13 protein-coding genes are annotated in these 15,170 nt (G+C 39.4%); 3 read left to right on the plus strand and 10 right to left on the minus strand.

The window, feature by feature from the left end:
* Window positions 1-39: 39 nt before the first annotated feature.
* Both HH219_RS05925 and HH219_RS05930 read right to left on the minus strand, forming a co-directional pair.
* Window positions 40-3,435, minus strand: a complete 3,396-nt coding sequence (locus HH219_RS05925) for an AAA family ATPase (RefSeq protein WP_169326910.1) — start codon at window positions 3,433-3,435, stop codon at window positions 40-42.
* 80 nt (window positions 3,436-3,515) lie between these two features.
* Window positions 3,516-4,247 (minus strand): RNA methyltransferase, encoded by a 732-nt coding sequence (locus HH219_RS05930; RefSeq protein WP_054206439.1) that lies wholly within the window; start codon window positions 4,245-4,247, stop codon window positions 3,516-3,518.
* 199 nt (window positions 4,248-4,446) lie between these two features.
* Here HH219_RS05930 and HH219_RS05935 point away from each other — a divergent pair, with 199 nt between their 5' ends.
* Both HH219_RS05935 and HH219_RS05940 read left to right on the plus strand, forming a co-directional pair.
* On the plus strand, window positions 4,447-5,535 hold the full coding sequence (locus tag HH219_RS05935) for a YjgN family protein (protein ID WP_169326911.1): 1,089 nt from the start codon (window positions 4,447-4,449) through the stop codon (window positions 5,533-5,535).
* A complete protein-coding gene (locus tag HH219_RS05940; protein ID WP_169326912.1) occupies window positions 5,535-6,572 on the plus strand; it encodes a M48 family metallopeptidase in 1,038 nt (345 codons plus the stop codon). The genes HH219_RS05935 and HH219_RS05940 overlap by 1 nt, the downstream gene beginning before the upstream one ends.
* Window positions 6,573-6,779: 207 nt before the next feature.
* On the opposite strand, the gene speB is transcribed toward HH219_RS05940, so the two are convergent.
* From speB to HH219_RS05955, 3 genes are all read right to left on the minus strand, one after another.
* Window positions 6,780-7,703 (minus strand): agmatinase, encoded by a 924-nt coding sequence (speB, locus tag HH219_RS05945; protein ID WP_169326913.1) that lies wholly within the window; start codon window positions 7,701-7,703, stop codon window positions 6,780-6,782.
* 1 nt (window position 7,704) lies between these two features.
* Window positions 7,705-9,621 carry a biosynthetic arginine decarboxylase gene (gene speA / locus HH219_RS05950; RefSeq protein ID WP_169326914.1) on the minus strand — a complete coding sequence of 639 codons (1,917 nt, stop codon included), beginning with the start codon at window positions 9,619-9,621 and terminating at the stop codon, window positions 7,705-7,707.
* Window positions 9,622-10,248: 627 nt separating this feature from the next.
* The gene (locus HH219_RS05955) at window positions 10,249-10,716 is read right to left on the minus strand and encodes a GNAT family N-acetyltransferase (RefSeq protein ID WP_169326915.1); all 468 of its coding nucleotides are present in this window, start codon (window positions 10,714-10,716) and stop codon (window positions 10,249-10,251) included.
* 253 nt (window positions 10,717-10,969) lie between these two features.
* On the opposite strand from HH219_RS05955, the gene HH219_RS05960 reads away from it, so the two are divergent.
* Entirely contained in the window at window positions 10,970-12,352 is a 1,383-nt protein-coding gene (locus tag HH219_RS05960) for a hypothetical protein (protein WP_169326916.1), read from the plus strand.
* 11 nt (window positions 12,353-12,363) lie between these two features.
* On the opposite strand, the gene HH219_RS05965 is transcribed toward HH219_RS05960, so the two are convergent.
* The 5 genes from HH219_RS05965 to HH219_RS05985 form a co-directional block, all read right to left on the minus strand.
* Window positions 12,364-12,984, minus strand: a complete 621-nt coding sequence (locus HH219_RS05965) for a sulfotransferase (protein ID WP_169326917.1) — start codon at window positions 12,982-12,984, stop codon at window positions 12,364-12,366.
* A gap of 92 nt (window positions 12,985-13,076) precedes the next feature.
* The gene (locus tag HH219_RS05970; RefSeq protein ID WP_169326918.1) at window positions 13,077-13,229 is read right to left on the minus strand and encodes a hypothetical protein; all 153 of its coding nucleotides are present in this window, start codon (window positions 13,227-13,229) and stop codon (window positions 13,077-13,079) included.
* A 222-nt stretch (window positions 13,230-13,451) separates the two neighbouring features.
* Entirely contained in the window at window positions 13,452-14,426 is a 975-nt protein-coding gene (locus tag HH219_RS05975) for a transposase (RefSeq protein ID WP_169326919.1), read from the minus strand.
* Window positions 14,427-14,576: 150 nt separating this feature from the next.
* Entirely contained in the window at window positions 14,577-14,774 is a 198-nt protein-coding gene (locus tag HH219_RS05980) for a hypothetical protein (RefSeq protein ID WP_169326920.1), read from the minus strand.
* Complete coding sequence (locus tag HH219_RS05985) at window positions 14,758-15,168, minus strand: SMI1/KNR4 family protein (protein WP_169326921.1); 411 nt, start codon at window positions 15,166-15,168, stop codon at window positions 14,758-14,760. The genes HH219_RS05980 and HH219_RS05985 overlap by 17 nt, the downstream gene beginning before the upstream one ends.
* Window positions 15,169-15,170: the final 2 nt, after the last annotated feature.

The following is a 15,170-nucleotide window of genomic DNA, read 5'->3' on the forward strand; positions in this document are numbered from 1 at the left end:
CCCCTCACCTTTATTATTTATCTACTTAACTATTAATAATTATGCATGTGCCATTTGCACTGCTTGTTCGATATCAACAGCAACCATACGCGATACGCCTGGCTCTGCCATTGTAACACCCGTTAACCTTCCCGCCATTTCCATGGCAATCTTGTTATGACTGATATAAATAAATTGCACCGATTGTGACATTTCCTCCACTAATCGGCAAAACCTGCCAACATTCGCATCATCAAGTGGTGCATCTACTTCATCCAGCATACAGAAAGGAGCTGGATTGAGCCTGAATATTGAAAACACTAATGATAATGCGGTCAGCGCTTTTTCTCCACCACTTAAAAGGTGAATTGTTGAATTTTTCTTACCTGGTGGTCGTGCCATTATACTAACACCACTTTCTAGTAAGTCATCACTGGTTAATTCAAGATATGCACTGCCTCCACCAAATACTTTAGGGAATAACTCACCAAAATCATGGTTTACCTGATCAAATGTCGTTTTAAAACGATTTTTTGTTTCTCGGTCGATTTTTGCAATGGCACCCTCTAGGGTTGATAACGCTTTAGTTAAATCTTCAAGTTGCTGCTCTAAATACTGACTGCGTTGCTGAGCTTGTTCAAATTCATCAATCGCGGCTAAATTTACGGCTCCTAATTCACTTAAACTTTGTGTAACTTTATTTAAATGTCCCTGATACGTTGTTGCATTGGCCTGCTCTGGTAATTGCGCCAAAATATCTTTCAGGTTTTGCTGCAACTCATCTAGCGGCTCTAACGCCAGCTGTGCTTTAACTAACAAGCTTTGCTCTTCCAGAGCATGTTGTTGCAACTGTTCTTGTAAAATAACAAGTTCTTCTTGCGAACCTTTAAGCATCACTTGTTTATCTGCTAAAGCTGTTTTAGCCTCACCTAATGCTATTTGCAAGTTTTTAAGTTCAATTTCACCTTGCTGATTTTGCTTTAATAACAATACTATTTGTTCTGCGGCCTCTTCTAATGGCATGACCAAATCTTCTAATTGTATTGTTAATTCAGTTACAGCTTCACTCGCAGTGTCACAGGCTGTAATGGCATGCTGTAATTTAGCAACACTGAGCTGACAATCACCGCGCGCTTTTTGCTCAGCCAAAGTCGCTTGATTTGAAATAGTTTTGTAGCGTTCAAGTTCAGCGTTAATGTGTTTAAATTGCTCATCACTTTGCTGCTGAACTATTTTTGCCTGTTCAAGCCTTGCACTTATTAATGCCTTTTGCTTCGTTAAATCAATTATGAGCTGTTCTTGTAACGTAACTTTACCTGCCACAACACTAAATTCATCATCCAATAATTGCAACTTCCCTTGTAACTTATGCTGTTGATTTTTAAAATGCAATTGTTGTTCTTTTAGCATATCTCTACGCGTACTCGCCGCAGCTATTTGCTGTGCCAACTGATGCACTGCGCCTTTAAGCTCTTCCATTTGAGCGCAAAGTTGATCGCATGTTTGTTGCTGCGTGTTTAATACATCGCTGTGACTAATTAAATCAGCCGTTAATTTTGATTCTAATAACTGAGCGTCAGCAAGTTGCTTATGTTTAATCAGTAATGAATTATCAGCATTCTTATTCGTATTTTGGTGCCAGTTACGGCCATACATATTACCTTGCGCATCTATAACAGCTAACCAAAAATCATCGATTAAATCATCTACTGTAAAACTATTTTTATAAGCAATACGGTGTAATAATTCAGGGTAAACACCATTTTCGATTAATGCAGCTAATGAGCCTTTGCGCGCGACTAACGAAATAGGCCAAACGGCATTGCTTTGAGCACCCTTCGTCACATTTAAATGTTCAAGCCCCTGCAAAGCATGCTCAATTAAATGCTCATAACCCGTTTTGACACACAGCTGAGCAAGCATATTATGCTTACTTTGCGCATCGTCACCAACTAGCATTGAGTTTAAGCCAACTACTTTGGCTTTATTCTCATTTAATTGCTGAGTAATGTCGTCATGTCTTTGTTGGCTGTCGGCTAAACTGGCTTTAGCCTGCTGCAAACTAACGTGTACTTTATTTAACGTCGTTTGTTTTGAGGCAAGCTCTTGCGTGAGGGACTGCATTAATTGCTGTTGCTGCGCCACTTGTTGCTCAACTGGGTTGGTGCTCAACTCGACCAACTCGATTTTAAGGGTATCTTGCTGCTTTTTTATATATTGCTGGCTTTGAATATGTTGAGTGAGTACATTTTGCTGATTATTGTGATCGGTGTTTATCGATTGAAATTGCTCATAAATACTTTGCCACGCACTGCTACTTTGCGCTTTACTCTTATCTAACAGCGCAACTTGCGACGCCACTTCGTTCACCTGCTCGGTGCATAGTAACGTGTGTTCAATCGCGCTTTGCAGTACGTTTTCCAGCTCTTGCGCATGATTGCTTTGATATCGCTGTGATTCCTGGCTTTGCAGTTGTATTTGTTGTTGTTTGATCAGGTTTTGGCTTAAAACCTGCTGTTGCTGTTTTAACCCTATTTGTTGCTGCTCAACACGTGTAAGTGTTGTATGAATTTGATGCTGCTTTTGTTGGGCTTCGTTGAGGCGCTCAATACGCAATTGGACTTGGCTTTCAAGGGTTGCCAATACATCATCATGACCTGAGTGAGCCGTTTTAAAAAAACTAATTTGCTCATTCAATTTAGCCATTTTATAGGCTTTAGTCACTTGTTGCTGATGCAGTTTTTGCCATTTCAAAACAGCAAGTTGACCTTTTAATGTGCGTTCTTGCGTTTTTAACTCGCGATATTTTTTGGCCTCAACTGATTGCACTGCCAGCTTATCAACCTGTGCTTGCAGCTCTTTTCGTACATCAAGTAAACGTTCTAAGTTTTCGCGGGTACTTTTAATACGAGTTTGCGTTTCACGGCGGCGCTCTTTGTATTTAGACACACCAGCAGCTTCTTCTAAAAACACGCGCAAATCAGCCGGTTTACTCTCGATTAAACGTGAGATCATGCCCTGCTCTATAATTGCGTAACTGCGCGGGCCAAGGCCTGTGCCTAAAAATATATCAGTGATATCACGTTTACGGCATTTACTGCCATTGAGAAAATACAACGATTGCCCGTCGCGTGTTACTAAGCGTTTAATTGCCACTTGGTTACGATCAGCAAAGGTATTAGGTAAATGGCCTTGAGTGTTATCAAAAATCAGTTCAACTGATGCTTGCGAAATAGGTTTACGATTAGTTGAGCCATTAAAAATAACATCCGTCATGGCATCGCCACGCAGATTTTTGGCCGAGCTTTCGCCAAGCACCCAACGCACGGCATCAATCACATTGGATTTACCGCAACCGTTCGGGCCAACGACACAAGTCATTTGATCAGGAAATGGAATTTTAGTCGGCTCTACAAAGGATTTAAAGCCCGCTAATTTTATGGTGCTCAAACGCATCTAGTTGGTTTACCGACTCTTATTGTTATAGCTTCAGTATTTAATTTAACCGTTATGGGCGGCAAAAGTAAGTACAAAGGTTACGCTTGGCGTTTAAAGTTATCTAAAATAATACCCGTTGCCATGGCTACATTTAACGATTCAGCCTCGCCAAATGCCGGAATAGTTATTTTATTAGTGACCAACGCTGCACATTGGGTGCGAATACCATGAGATTCACTGCCCATCAATAACACGCCTGATTGGGCTAATTTAGTATGGTGCAAATTTTCACCTTCTAAAAAAGCACCATAAATAGGTAGGTTAAGCGCAACTAAATAATCAGCTAAATCAACTTGGCTGACAGCAACACGTACAAATGAACCCATTGTCGCGCTAATGGTTTTTGGATTGTAAGGATCGGCGCTATCAAGACTGGTTACTATATGTTTAATACCGTACCAGTCAGCAACGCGGATAATTGTGCCTAAATTACCGGGGTCTGACACACCGTCCAACGCTAAAATTAATCCCTCAGCTTTGGGGGCATTTACCTGTGGCATTTCAACAATCGCAATTGCGGCATTATTTGAAACTAGCGTACTGGCTTTAGTGAGGCTTTCTTCATCGGCTGGCGTTACTTTTACGTAACCAATTTGCTGTTGATACTGCTCAATAAAAGCGGGGGTAGCAAACAGCTCTACCATTGTTAAACCACTTGCCAATAACTCAAGTACGTTTTTTTCACCCTGTACAAGGTATTGATTATGTTGCTTTCGGTATTTTTTTTGACCTAATGCACGAATTAACTTGAGTTGGTTTTTTGAAATCATAGCTGCCCCATAAAATGATGGCCAGAGTATAGCAGATTTAATCCTAAATCCTGAACTTGAAAAAAACAGAAAAACATTAAAACACCTTTATAAACATCTATATTTAATATGAACATGGGATGACTGTGTCGTGTTTTTTATTGCTTAATATAGCGGAATTTAGTAAATTCCAGTCTAATTTAGGAAAACGGAATTTCATATGGAACCCACAATACAGACTACACCACCATCAACTGATAACATTCTTTTCAAAGGAAAAATACAATTTAACGGTAAAGCCGGAGAGTTTTTTGGCATTTGGATCGTTAATATTGTGTTAAGTATTTTAACCCTTGGTATTTACTCTGCTTGGGCAAAAGTACGTACTTATCGTTACTTTTATGGCAACACACATGTCGATAACCATAGCTTTGATTATTTAGCAACACCTATGCAAATACTCAAAGGCCGTATTTTAGCGGTAATAGTTTTTATTATTTATAGCTTAGTCGTACAATTTTTGCCTGTCATCGGGTTATTATTTGCACTCGGTTTTTTGTTTTTAATGCCATGGATAATCAATCAAGGCCTGCGCTTTAATATGCGTATGACGCGCCATCGTAATGTACGCTTTGCCTTTTCTGGTAACTACGGCGATGCCTTAATTAACTTTGTATTACTCCCTATTGCAAGTGTATTCACACTGTACTTATTAATGCCTTATGCATTAAAGCGCATTGATCAATACATACATGAGAATATCAGCTATGGTGGCAAACCATTATCTGTAAATCTTAAAGGCGAAACTTATTATATGGCTGCATTGATTACCATCGGTGTTACCTTTGCTGGTTTAATTGGCTTTGGTATTTTAGCTGGGATTGCAGGTGTAGCGATGAGTTTTAATGGTTTAGATACCAACAGCTTGAATTTTTCCACTTTACTTTTCCCTGTGCTAATGGCTGTAATGTATATTGGGATGCTCACGTTAGTTAGCGGAATTTATCAATCTATTATTCGTAACCATATTTTGAATAGTAGCGAGTTTGAAGACATAGCCAGTTTCAAATCAGACCTTAAACCCGCAGCTTACGGTTTCCTTTTATTTACTAATGCAGTAGCAATTATTTTCACTTTAGGCCTTGCTTATCCGTGGACAAAAATACGTAAAGCACATTTACTTGCCGCTGCCACAGAGGTCACTATTTATACAGGCGCGCTTACGCTTATGGATACTGTACAACAGCAGCAATCATCATTTGCTGAAGAAGCCGCAAATGTGTTTGACATCGATATTTCACTCACTTGATGAAAGCACTTCATGTAACAGGCTGCTATTACTTCCCCAATAGCAGCCAGCATCAATATTGCACGGCTCAAGTCAATAATGAGCAAGTGCAACTGCTTAATCAAAATAATGACTTAATCCATAGCGCATCAACCATAGATTGCATATTAGAAAGCGCGATCCCGGGGGTAGCGGCACAACTTAGTTTTTGTAATGGCGGGCGCTTTATTCCTGATGATGTGGATTTTCGTTGGCCGTTTGGCAATAAAGTATATTCAATCAGTGAGCGTTTAGAGAAAAATAAACTCCTTATTTTGCTCAGCGTTGTTGTCGCACCTTTATTGCTTTGGCTTATTCTCTATAGAGGGATCCCTGCAATTGCCGTATACAGCGTTAATGTAGCATCTCCTGCGGTGGTTGAAAGTATGGGCGAGCAAAGCCTTGCTGTGATTGAAAAAATAGCGCTAGAGCCAACTCAACTTTCAATAGATCAACAAGCTGATTTACAAAGTAAATGGGCCCAAATGCTCACAGCACTCGAATTAGACAACACAAAGTTCAGGCTGTCATTTTATCAATCTGATTATCTTGCAGCGAATGCATTTGCCCTACCACATGGCCGAGTAGTTGTTACTGATGAGCTCGTTACGTTACTGGCAGATAAACCCGATGCACTACGCGCTATTTTATTACATGAAATTGGCCATGTTGAGCATCATCATGGTGTGCGCCTATCTGCGCAAGCGGTTGCAAGTACCGTTGTCTTGGCTGTAATTTTTGGTGACTTGGAAGGTATTACAGAAGTAGTACTTGGCTCTGGTTCTTCATTTTTGCAACAAGCATTTTCACGCGATATGGAAAGAGAAGCCGATAATTATGCAATTGAAAAGCTGGTTAAATTGGGCTATTCCAATCACGATTTTGCAGATGCTATTGAAGCATTACAACAAAGCTTAGAAGAACAACATGCTGAACTTGAAGATAATTGGTTGAAGTATTTATCAACCCACCCAAGCAGCCAAGAACGAATTGAGCATGCAAGGCAATATAAACCATGACCCCTACTGATCTTAGCTATCACGGTCATCAGCCTAGGATATGGTTTTATTTACCCACGCTTTGCTGGGAATGACTTTAAAAAAGTATCAATGCAAGATTTATTTGCCACTGGGGTGACTTTACTTATCGCTGATAGCCTGTTTCCATAATTTATCGACAACGACAAAAAAGCGCCTAGATGGCGCTTTTTATTTTACATGAAAATATCAGTACTTATGCTTTAACGTCCATAAGTGCAATAATTCACTGGCAATGGTTGCTGCAGCGATTGCTGTTAATTCACTTTGATCGTACGAGGGAGATACTTCAACCACGTCCATACCAATCATATTTATGCCCTTAATCGCACGTAATATTTTAAGCACTTTGTCGCTGGTTAAACCGCCACACACAGGCGTACCAGTACCTGGGGCAAACGCGGGATCTAAACAATCTATATCAAAGGTGATATACACAGGTAAATCACCCACGCGCGCTAAAATTTGCTCAGCAATGCTTTGCGCTGATAAATCATTAGCCGCCATAGCATCAATCACGGCAAACTCATGTTTACTTTGATCAAAATCAGTACGTATACCAATTTGAATACTATGATCAACATCAATCAGTCCTTCCATCGGTGCATGATAAAACATGGTACCGTGGTCATAGCGTGAACCATTACTATAAGTATCTGTATGAGCATCAAAATGTACTAGCGCCATTTTACCAAAGCGTTTAGCATGCGCTCGTAATAACGGTAAGGTGACAAAATGATCGCCACCTAGACCTAAAATAGCTTTACCTTGGTTTAAAATGCCCGCAGCTGCCTGTTCAAGCTTTGCAGTAAAATATTCAGCATCGCCGACTGGGTACGTAAAATCCCCAGCATCCGCTAACTTTAAACGTTCAAACAACTTGAATGTCCATGGGTATTTAGTCTCTTCCCATGCTAAATGCACTGATGCTCTGCGAATAGCATCTGGGCCTAAACGAGCGCCCGGGCGCCCTGAGGTTGCCATATCAAATGGCAATCCCAGTACGACAACATCAGCATTAATGTCTGTGATATTTTGTACCATTGGCTGACGTAAAAACGTCATGCCATTGGAATACAATGAGTGATCAGGGTGATCAAACAAAGTGGTCATATTAAAGCTCTTCTAAATAAGTATAACCGTCTAAACCCGCTTGTAATTCATCAAGCACGCTTTGTTGCTCAGCCTGTGGTAATTTTGCAGTCACCAGCTGTGCATATGAAGATTGAAAACCTTCTACATCAAGATGAACATAACGCATCATGTCGGCTACCGTGTCACCTTGGTTTATTTCTACAATACTTGCCTCACCTTGCTCGTCCATGTGCACCATAGCGCTGTGAGTGTCGCCAAACAGGTTATGCATGTCACCTAAAATTTCTTGGTACGCACCCACTAAGAAAAAGCCCATCAAATAAGGTGTGTCAGCACTAAATTCAGGCACTGGTAACGTACTTTCAATACCTTGGCCATCAACATAATGATCAAGCGCGCCGTCTGAATCACACGTAATATCTAACAATACAGCACGCTTTTTAGGTGCCTCTGTTAAGCCGCTTAATGGCAATACCGGAAACACTTGATCAATACCCCATGCATCAGGCAATGACTGAAACAAAGAGAAATTAACAAAAAATTTATCCGCTAAACGAGCATTTAGTTCATCAATAATCGGGCGATGAAAACGATTTTTGTTATCCATGTGTTTATTAAGTTCATAACATACACGTAAATTTATTTGCTCAGCCCATGCGCGTTGCGTTAAATCAAGTAAACCCATTGCAAACTGGTTATGCGCTTCAGCTAAGTCACCTTGGCTGTCGTGATAAATTTCAATTAATGCACGATCATCCGTTAATACATGAAGTTGCTGCCACGACATCCACATATTTTTCAAAAGGATTGGTGCATCTTCTGCCGGTGCTTGAATATCTTCAGGCACGTAGCTTTCTGTACCAATAACATTTGAAATAAGCACTGCATGATGCGCAGTTAACGCACGCCCTGACTCTGAAATAATCGTCGGGAATGGCTGCTCGTATTGCTTACAAATATCACCAATGGTGTAAACAATATTATTTGCGTATTCTGCCAAGCTGTAATTCATTGAGTTATGTGATTGGCTGCGTGTGCCATCATAATCAACCGCTAAACCGCCGCCTACGTCAAGACAATCAATTTGTGCACCTAATTTACGTAACTCACAGTAAAAGCGCGCAGCTTCGCTTACACCTAGACGGACATCGCGAATATTAGCCATTTGCGAGCCTAAGTGAAAATGCACCAACTCAATTAAATCAAGTTGATCGGTTTCTTTTAAACGATTTACTACATGTAATACTTGTGACGCTGATAAACCAAATTTTGACTTTTCGCCGCCACTCGCTTGCCATTTACCTTTACCTTGTGATGCTAAACGCACACGTATACCAATACGCGGTTTTACGTTTAGCTCTTTAGCTTGGCTAAGTACCATATCCAGCTCAGAGAGTTTCTCAAGCACGATATACACTTTATGACCTAGCTTTTCGCCAATCAGTGCTAAGCGCACATATTCTTTATCTTTATAGCCATTACAGACAATCACTGCACTGGTTTTTTCAGCTAATGCTAATACGGTCAATAACTCAGGTTTACTACCAGCTTCTAAGCCAAGCTGTTTCTTTTCTATATTCGCTTGACTGGCAACTATCTCTTCTACAACTTCACGCTGTTGATTTACTTTAATTGGGTAGACTAATAAATAGTCTTTTGGATACCCATAGCTTTCTATTGCGGTATTAAATGCAGCACATAAACTGTGAACGCGATGATGCAATATTTGCGGAAAACGTACCAAAGCAGGTAAGCTCAAGCCTTTATCTTCAAGTTGTTTAGCGATATCTATAAGTGCGATGGTTTGCTCTGGGGCATCAGCCTTTGGCGCAACATACACATCACCTTGATCATTAATACCAAAAAAACCTTGGCTCCAATGACGAACATTGTAACTCGTACGAGCTTGTTCTAGTGATGATGTTGTCTCTTTCATTTATCTTTCTCTTTTATTTAATGAGTGCCGTATCGGCTAATTGCGCGCATTAAAAGAAAAATAAGCCCCTAAGTCCAACAAGTATTTTTACTCGTAACGAATAAATTTTAATATCAATAATTTTAGGTCGAGCAACATGGCATACAAGACGATAATTATGAGCTAAAAATCATTAATAATGCGGTGTTTTACTCATCGGTAGCGTGGTGATATTCGGTATTTGCAGGAAGTATACCCAAACCACCTCAAGATACGAGTTTCAGTTGGAATTAAAAGCGATTTAGGCAAGGCATGGATTGCAGGTAATGGTTATTCCCTTATCAAAATCAATAACGCAGTATAAATCGCTTTTAAACCAACCCGTTGGGCGTTTCACAGGCACTTACTCTCTGCGTTGTTACTTCTTAAAAGGGACCGCCATTATTGCCAAGTAACGCCCTTGATATTAAGCCCCTGTGGAACGCTGAATCCTGCATTTTGAGGTGGCTTGGGTATATTTGTGTAGTTTTACAGATAAAATCAATGTCAGACTTATGAAGCGTTTTCACTGCATCTTGTCGAGGCGACCTATAATAGGGTAGATAGATCGTCTTTGTTATTAAGTTATCTTAATAAAAATTTCATATTTTAGGAAGATTGACTAAGCCCTAATTCCATAAATAAACTTTGTGGATTATCTTTATATTTACCAAAGCTTAAACAGCGTTGAAACCCTAGATTTTCATACAAGCTGATTGACTCAGCTTGTTTAGGGCCTGTTTCTAATCTGATCAATGGAATTTCTTCTTCTCCTGCATGATGCAATAAAATTTGCATAATACGACGAGATAAACCCTTTCCACGATAACTTGGTTTAACATATAAGCGTCTAATTTCACCATAAACCTTATCGTCAAATTGTTTTACAATGGCACCACACGCTACTATCCCGTCCTCGTTTTTTAATCCAATGGCATAAACATTGGGTTTATTTAAATCATTTACCGTAAGGGACTGAGCAGTTGCAATGGGGTACAAAGTGTTCATTAGTCGGTCGATATCAGCAAAAACATTAATCACATCCTGGTCATTTGGTTTTAAATCAACTAACTGCATAGAACATCTCAATTTATATTAATAATTTGTTGGCAAACTATACCGAATTGTAACAAATGAACAACCGCGTTTAGCCTATTTTTAATGTATTTAAACTTTTATATGCGTATCAGCCACTATTTTACGGGTAAAAATCTTTTAAAAATTCACTCTTTATTTGTGTACTACCACTCACTTTGCTCTGTTTGACCTAAAGATCTGTCATTACAGGTCGATATATAAACAAGTGCATTGGCAATGTTAAGGAGCAACAGTGAAAATACCAAGCCTACCCCAAGCTCAGCGTCTATTTACGCAACCGATAAAACCCCACCTAGGGGATAAATTTAAAGCCGCTATTGAGGTCTTTACCTCTTCACCTGTAAACAAAGAACTAAACACGATAGAAAATGCCCCTGTTATTGCTGTTGATGACCCATTTAAAGGTCGAAAGCTTAATCATGATGATCTCCCTCATTACTTTGGTATGGACCTTTATGGGCTAAGCAGTAGTGCTATAGAAATGAATAAGCCATTTACAGAGCGAACCTATCGCTATGGCGAGTTTACTGATCCCGACGATATTAATGCTTTTTTGGATCAACTAGACAGGCTCGACGGCGAGCATCGAAGAATGTTTCAACATATAAAACCCACACAAGAACTACTCGATTTAGCACAAAAGATGAGTGATGAAGAATTAAGCCAGTTCGCTGAGTTTGCAGTCACAACATCAAGCCTACGGTTTGGTATGCAAAACAAAGATATTAGCGAGCAGTTAATTTCATCATTAAGTAAGCTCTCTGATGAGGCGTTAAGCAGTACCGTTAACACGATGGCGGCAATACTTAAACAAGGCGATGATTATAAAAAACCAACGTCCCCCATTGGCGATGACATCAATGGCAATGAGCCATTAGTAATGCAAAGCAGCGACGAAAATATCGATTGGTTTAAATCAAACTATAAAGCCAACAATGAAAAGACTGAGTTGGCAATAAGCTACGCGAATTTATTGATGAATAAAAACCAAAGTGATGAACAACTAACGCAACTAAATTCCCATTTAGCTGATACAAACCTGCAACAAAGCAGCGGTATTATCGATATGATGAGCCTTATAAAAACACATCAAAACGATGAAATGTTAGCTATGTTGAGTGAAGTAGACAAAGATAATCAAAATGATGTATTTACTTACCTTGCACAACAAACTAATTACCAAGCAAATAAGCAGTATTATCAACTTGGTAATGGTAAACATGTTGCTCAACAAGACAATATTAGTGATCCATCAAGTCGCCGAATACTCTATGATAATATTTTAGAAGCATACAATGACATAGGCTTGGGCTGGATAAACGATACCCTAGACGAGATAAAAGAATCACCTGCCCAAATACAAAACCAAATATGGGAAAAGCTTTTAGCCGATAAAGAAAAATCACCTGATCAATTCATTCATTCTGACTCCGTACAAAAGTGGGTTACAACGAATTTACCGAGTATGCAAATGAACTTTCACACACAACAAATAAATAAAATTTATGATTATAATAGTGAACGACTAATACCTGATTTAATCGCCAAACTCAGTTTTTTTAGTAGTGGTAATATTCACAGTTCAGCTGATAGTAAAGAGCCCAAAACTGACTAATTCTAAATCAATCAACTGTAGTCAAAGAACTTGCGATGCTCTGCTCCGGCTAAGTTGGCATTCACCTTATTAGGGTGTTTATACTCACGCCAGTTTGCCACATTACGGCCAACATTTAATTTCGCAAAATTAGTATCGCCATCTGTCGGCATACCCAAAAACTGCTTTAGTGTAAAAAGGGCGCCCTGCTCGCTTACATCAAGGGATAAAAAATCATCACGATCTTTAAAATACTCCAATACTGCCTGTTGATGTTGTGTATAACAAGCAGTCAATTCACACTCATTCAGAGGGTGAATATTAGGAAAAGTTTGTTGAAAGCTGCGTTTTAATACTGGATTAAAATGGCCTGTTTTAAGACACAGATGCGGCGCCATTTTTTCAAGCAACATGGTGATGGATGGCAACCATGCTTTTAGGTCCCGGTTTAAATAAATAAATTTCGCATTGGGGAATAAAACATCTAACTGTTTATAATCGCTAAAACATGGCGCGTCTGATACAGCGTCAGCTACCTCAAATGCTTTTTTAGTAAACGCGGTATGCGCAACGAGCAAGCCCATGTCTAATAGGGCAACACTAATGCTGGTAGTGCCCGTTCTTGGTAAGCCAATAATAAAAATCTTAGACATTACAAACGCTCATGTAAAAAGGCTGGTTAGTATACCTCAATAACATCACCACCACGCCCTTTTAGTGCAAAACAAACTGCCTGCGTTTTAAGTTATTTGCTGCCTGTATTGCCGCGGTGTCCGTAACTTAATACTCGGGTAATTTCTAATTTATCGCCTAAATCATGCCAAAGCATAACAAAGTCGGCTTTTCCTTCACATTTATTTGCATTGCTTTGGCAAAAGGTGTGTGTACCTTTAGTCATTACACCAAAGTCTTTGATAAAGAAATAAACTAGACAGCCACTTTAATTAGTAAATAAAACTGTGCTACTTAGTTAACTTTTTTGAACTAAAAACTTATCTCTTTTTCTATCATCACTTGCACATTATTCCTTAAGCGAGCGTTTATTAATGTTAAACCTAAATTACACGCATAAAAATAACTGCATGATGTAGTTTTAACTATTTACTGAGGAACTTTATTTTTATGCAAGTAACTTTTCGCTGTTGCTGACGTTGCTAGGTCGTTTTCTGTTCAAGCTTTCACAGTAACTCTCTTGTGAGATCGTCCTACCTACTGCACCATGAAATACGCGCGTAAATTGCGTGGTCAGTTTTAACCAGTTTTCTGGGGATATATTTACTCTTTCTAGTAAAGGTAAATGTGTGCTTTCAATATACCCGCGTTTGCCTTCTCGTATACAACGTCCTTTTAATTCAACCAGTTCAAGGTAGGATTTAAGTTCAAACGGTAATGCTTTTGGCATAATTTGACGTGGCATACCGGCAAAACGCAATAGTTTTTTTGGTTGCTTGCCTTCTGTTGCGCTTTCTAATCGTGTTTGCACACTCGTATATGATGACTCTTCTCGCGTGTTTGCCATTTTAGCCCTGATAGGATTTAAATCAACGTATGCCATACAGGCTGCCAATGCCGCTTCATCAAGAAGCGCTTGTGACTTGAACCTTCCTTCCCAGAACCTGCCTGTGCAGTTATCTTCTTTATTCGCTTGACGAGCAATATCTTCATTTAATAGCCGCATAAACCAGCTAATACTTGCTAACCGTTCACGATATTGCTTGACTGTTTGATTAAAAAAGAGAAGCTCTGCTTTACTTAGCTTCTCACCTTGTAAGTATCTTTGCGTAAGTACGGTGCCTTTACACAGCTTGTGCCAGCGAATAACAATCGCTTTATCATTTAGCCGATCCGCTTTTTTATCATCTACATACAGCACTAAATGAGTGTGGTTACTCATTACGGCAAAAGCACACACATCAATACAAAATACCTTGGCTAAATCTATCAGTTTATCTTCAACCCAGCCCCTGCGGTGCTCGTAGGATTGACCAGTAAAGTGATCTTCTCCACATAAAAATGCACGGCGAACGCAACGTGAGATACAGTGATAGTATTTTGTATCAGCCAAACTTACTTGACGCTTTCTTGCAATTGCCATGTGACACCCTGATTATATTTTTCACTAATTAAAAGTTAGTGCAAAATATAAAAAATACAAACATTAGGATGGGTGTCTTCTTTAATTGTCCTCAAGATGCGAGCGTCGTTGGAATTAAAAGCGATTTAGGCAAGGCATTGATCGCTACAATTACTTCTGTTGGGTTCGAAGCTCTCTAATTACGTTATTCCAATAACGGCACGCTTCAATATGTTGCTGGCGAGTTAACAATGTTTTGTTCTCAGGATCTTCAGGACTCCCTCCAACAATAACTGGAGTTATCTCAAATATTTCTAGCCCAGTAAGCTTGTCTCGCTCTTGCTTTCTGATATCAAAATAACGAGCCATCAGACACCTTCATCCTTTCTAACAAATGCGTGAAGCTCTCAGCCACAAGAGTTGCATACTGGAGATCCATCCCGATAAATGGAATTTCAACAATTTTATATGGTTTACTTCGAGTATCAAATCCAAATCCTTCACCACCTCCATTTGATCCAAACAAAAATATTCCCGGCGCATATTTATCGACCTCGTATTCGATATTGAAAGGTAATAATTCTTCAGCTTTCCAAAGAATTAAATATTCTTCTCCGACAAAACCTTCACCACCATTTAACTCATCAAAAATAGATAGAAAATCATCTGATAAGCCGAGATACTCTAACTCGGCAAGTGTATCCTTTGATGCACCTCCATCAAAGGAAAAGTCATCAAGTACAGCTTTTAAGTTTTCATTCATAG

This window comes from Pseudoalteromonas sp. NEC-BIFX-2020_015, from assembly GCF_012952265.1.
GTDB classification, from domain to species: Bacteria; Pseudomonadota; Gammaproteobacteria; order Enterobacterales; family Alteromonadaceae; genus Pseudoalteromonas; species Pseudoalteromonas neustonica.

Excerpts from the sequence above, each read along its gene's own strand:
- HH219_RS05925 (WP_169326910.1), bottom strand. The coding sequence starts at position 3,435 with ATGCGTTTGAGCACCATAAAATTAGCGGGCTTTAAATCCTTTGTAGAG.
- HH219_RS05930 (WP_054206439.1), bottom strand. The coding sequence starts at position 4,247 with ATGATTTCAAAAAACCAACTCAAGTTAATTCGTGCATTAGGTCAAAAA.
- HH219_RS05935 (WP_169326911.1), top strand. The coding sequence starts at position 4,447 with ATGGAACCCACAATACAGACTACACCACCATCAACTGATAACATTCTT.
- HH219_RS05940 (WP_169326912.1), top strand. The coding sequence starts at position 5,535 with ATGAAAGCACTTCATGTAACAGGCTGCTATTACTTCCCCAATAGCAGC.
- speB (WP_169326913.1), bottom strand. The coding sequence starts at position 7,703 with ATGACCACTTTGTTTGATCACCCTGATCACTCATTGTATTCCAATGGC.
- speA (WP_169326914.1), bottom strand. The coding sequence starts at position 9,621 with ATGAAAGAGACAACATCATCACTAGAACAAGCTCGTACGAGTTACAAT.
- HH219_RS05955 (WP_169326915.1), bottom strand. The coding sequence starts at position 10,716 with ATGCAGTTAGTTGATTTAAAACCAAATGACCAGGATGTGATTAATGTT.
- HH219_RS05965 (WP_169326917.1), bottom strand. The coding sequence starts at position 12,984 with ATGTCTAAGATTTTTATTATTGGCTTACCAAGAACGGGCACTACCAGC.
- HH219_RS05970 (WP_169326918.1), bottom strand. The coding sequence starts at position 13,229 with ATGACTAAAGGTACACACACCTTTTGCCAAAGCAATGCAAATAAATGT.
- HH219_RS05975 (WP_169326919.1), bottom strand. The coding sequence starts at position 14,426 with ATGGCAATTGCAAGAAAGCGTCAAGTAAGTTTGGCTGATACAAAATAC.
- HH219_RS05980 (WP_169326920.1), bottom strand. The coding sequence starts at position 14,774 with ATGGCTCGTTATTTTGATATCAGAAAGCAAGAGCGAGACAAGCTTACT.
- HH219_RS05985 (WP_169326921.1), bottom strand. The coding sequence starts at position 15,168 with ATGAATGAAAACTTAAAAGCTGTACTTGATGACTTTTCCTTTGATGGA.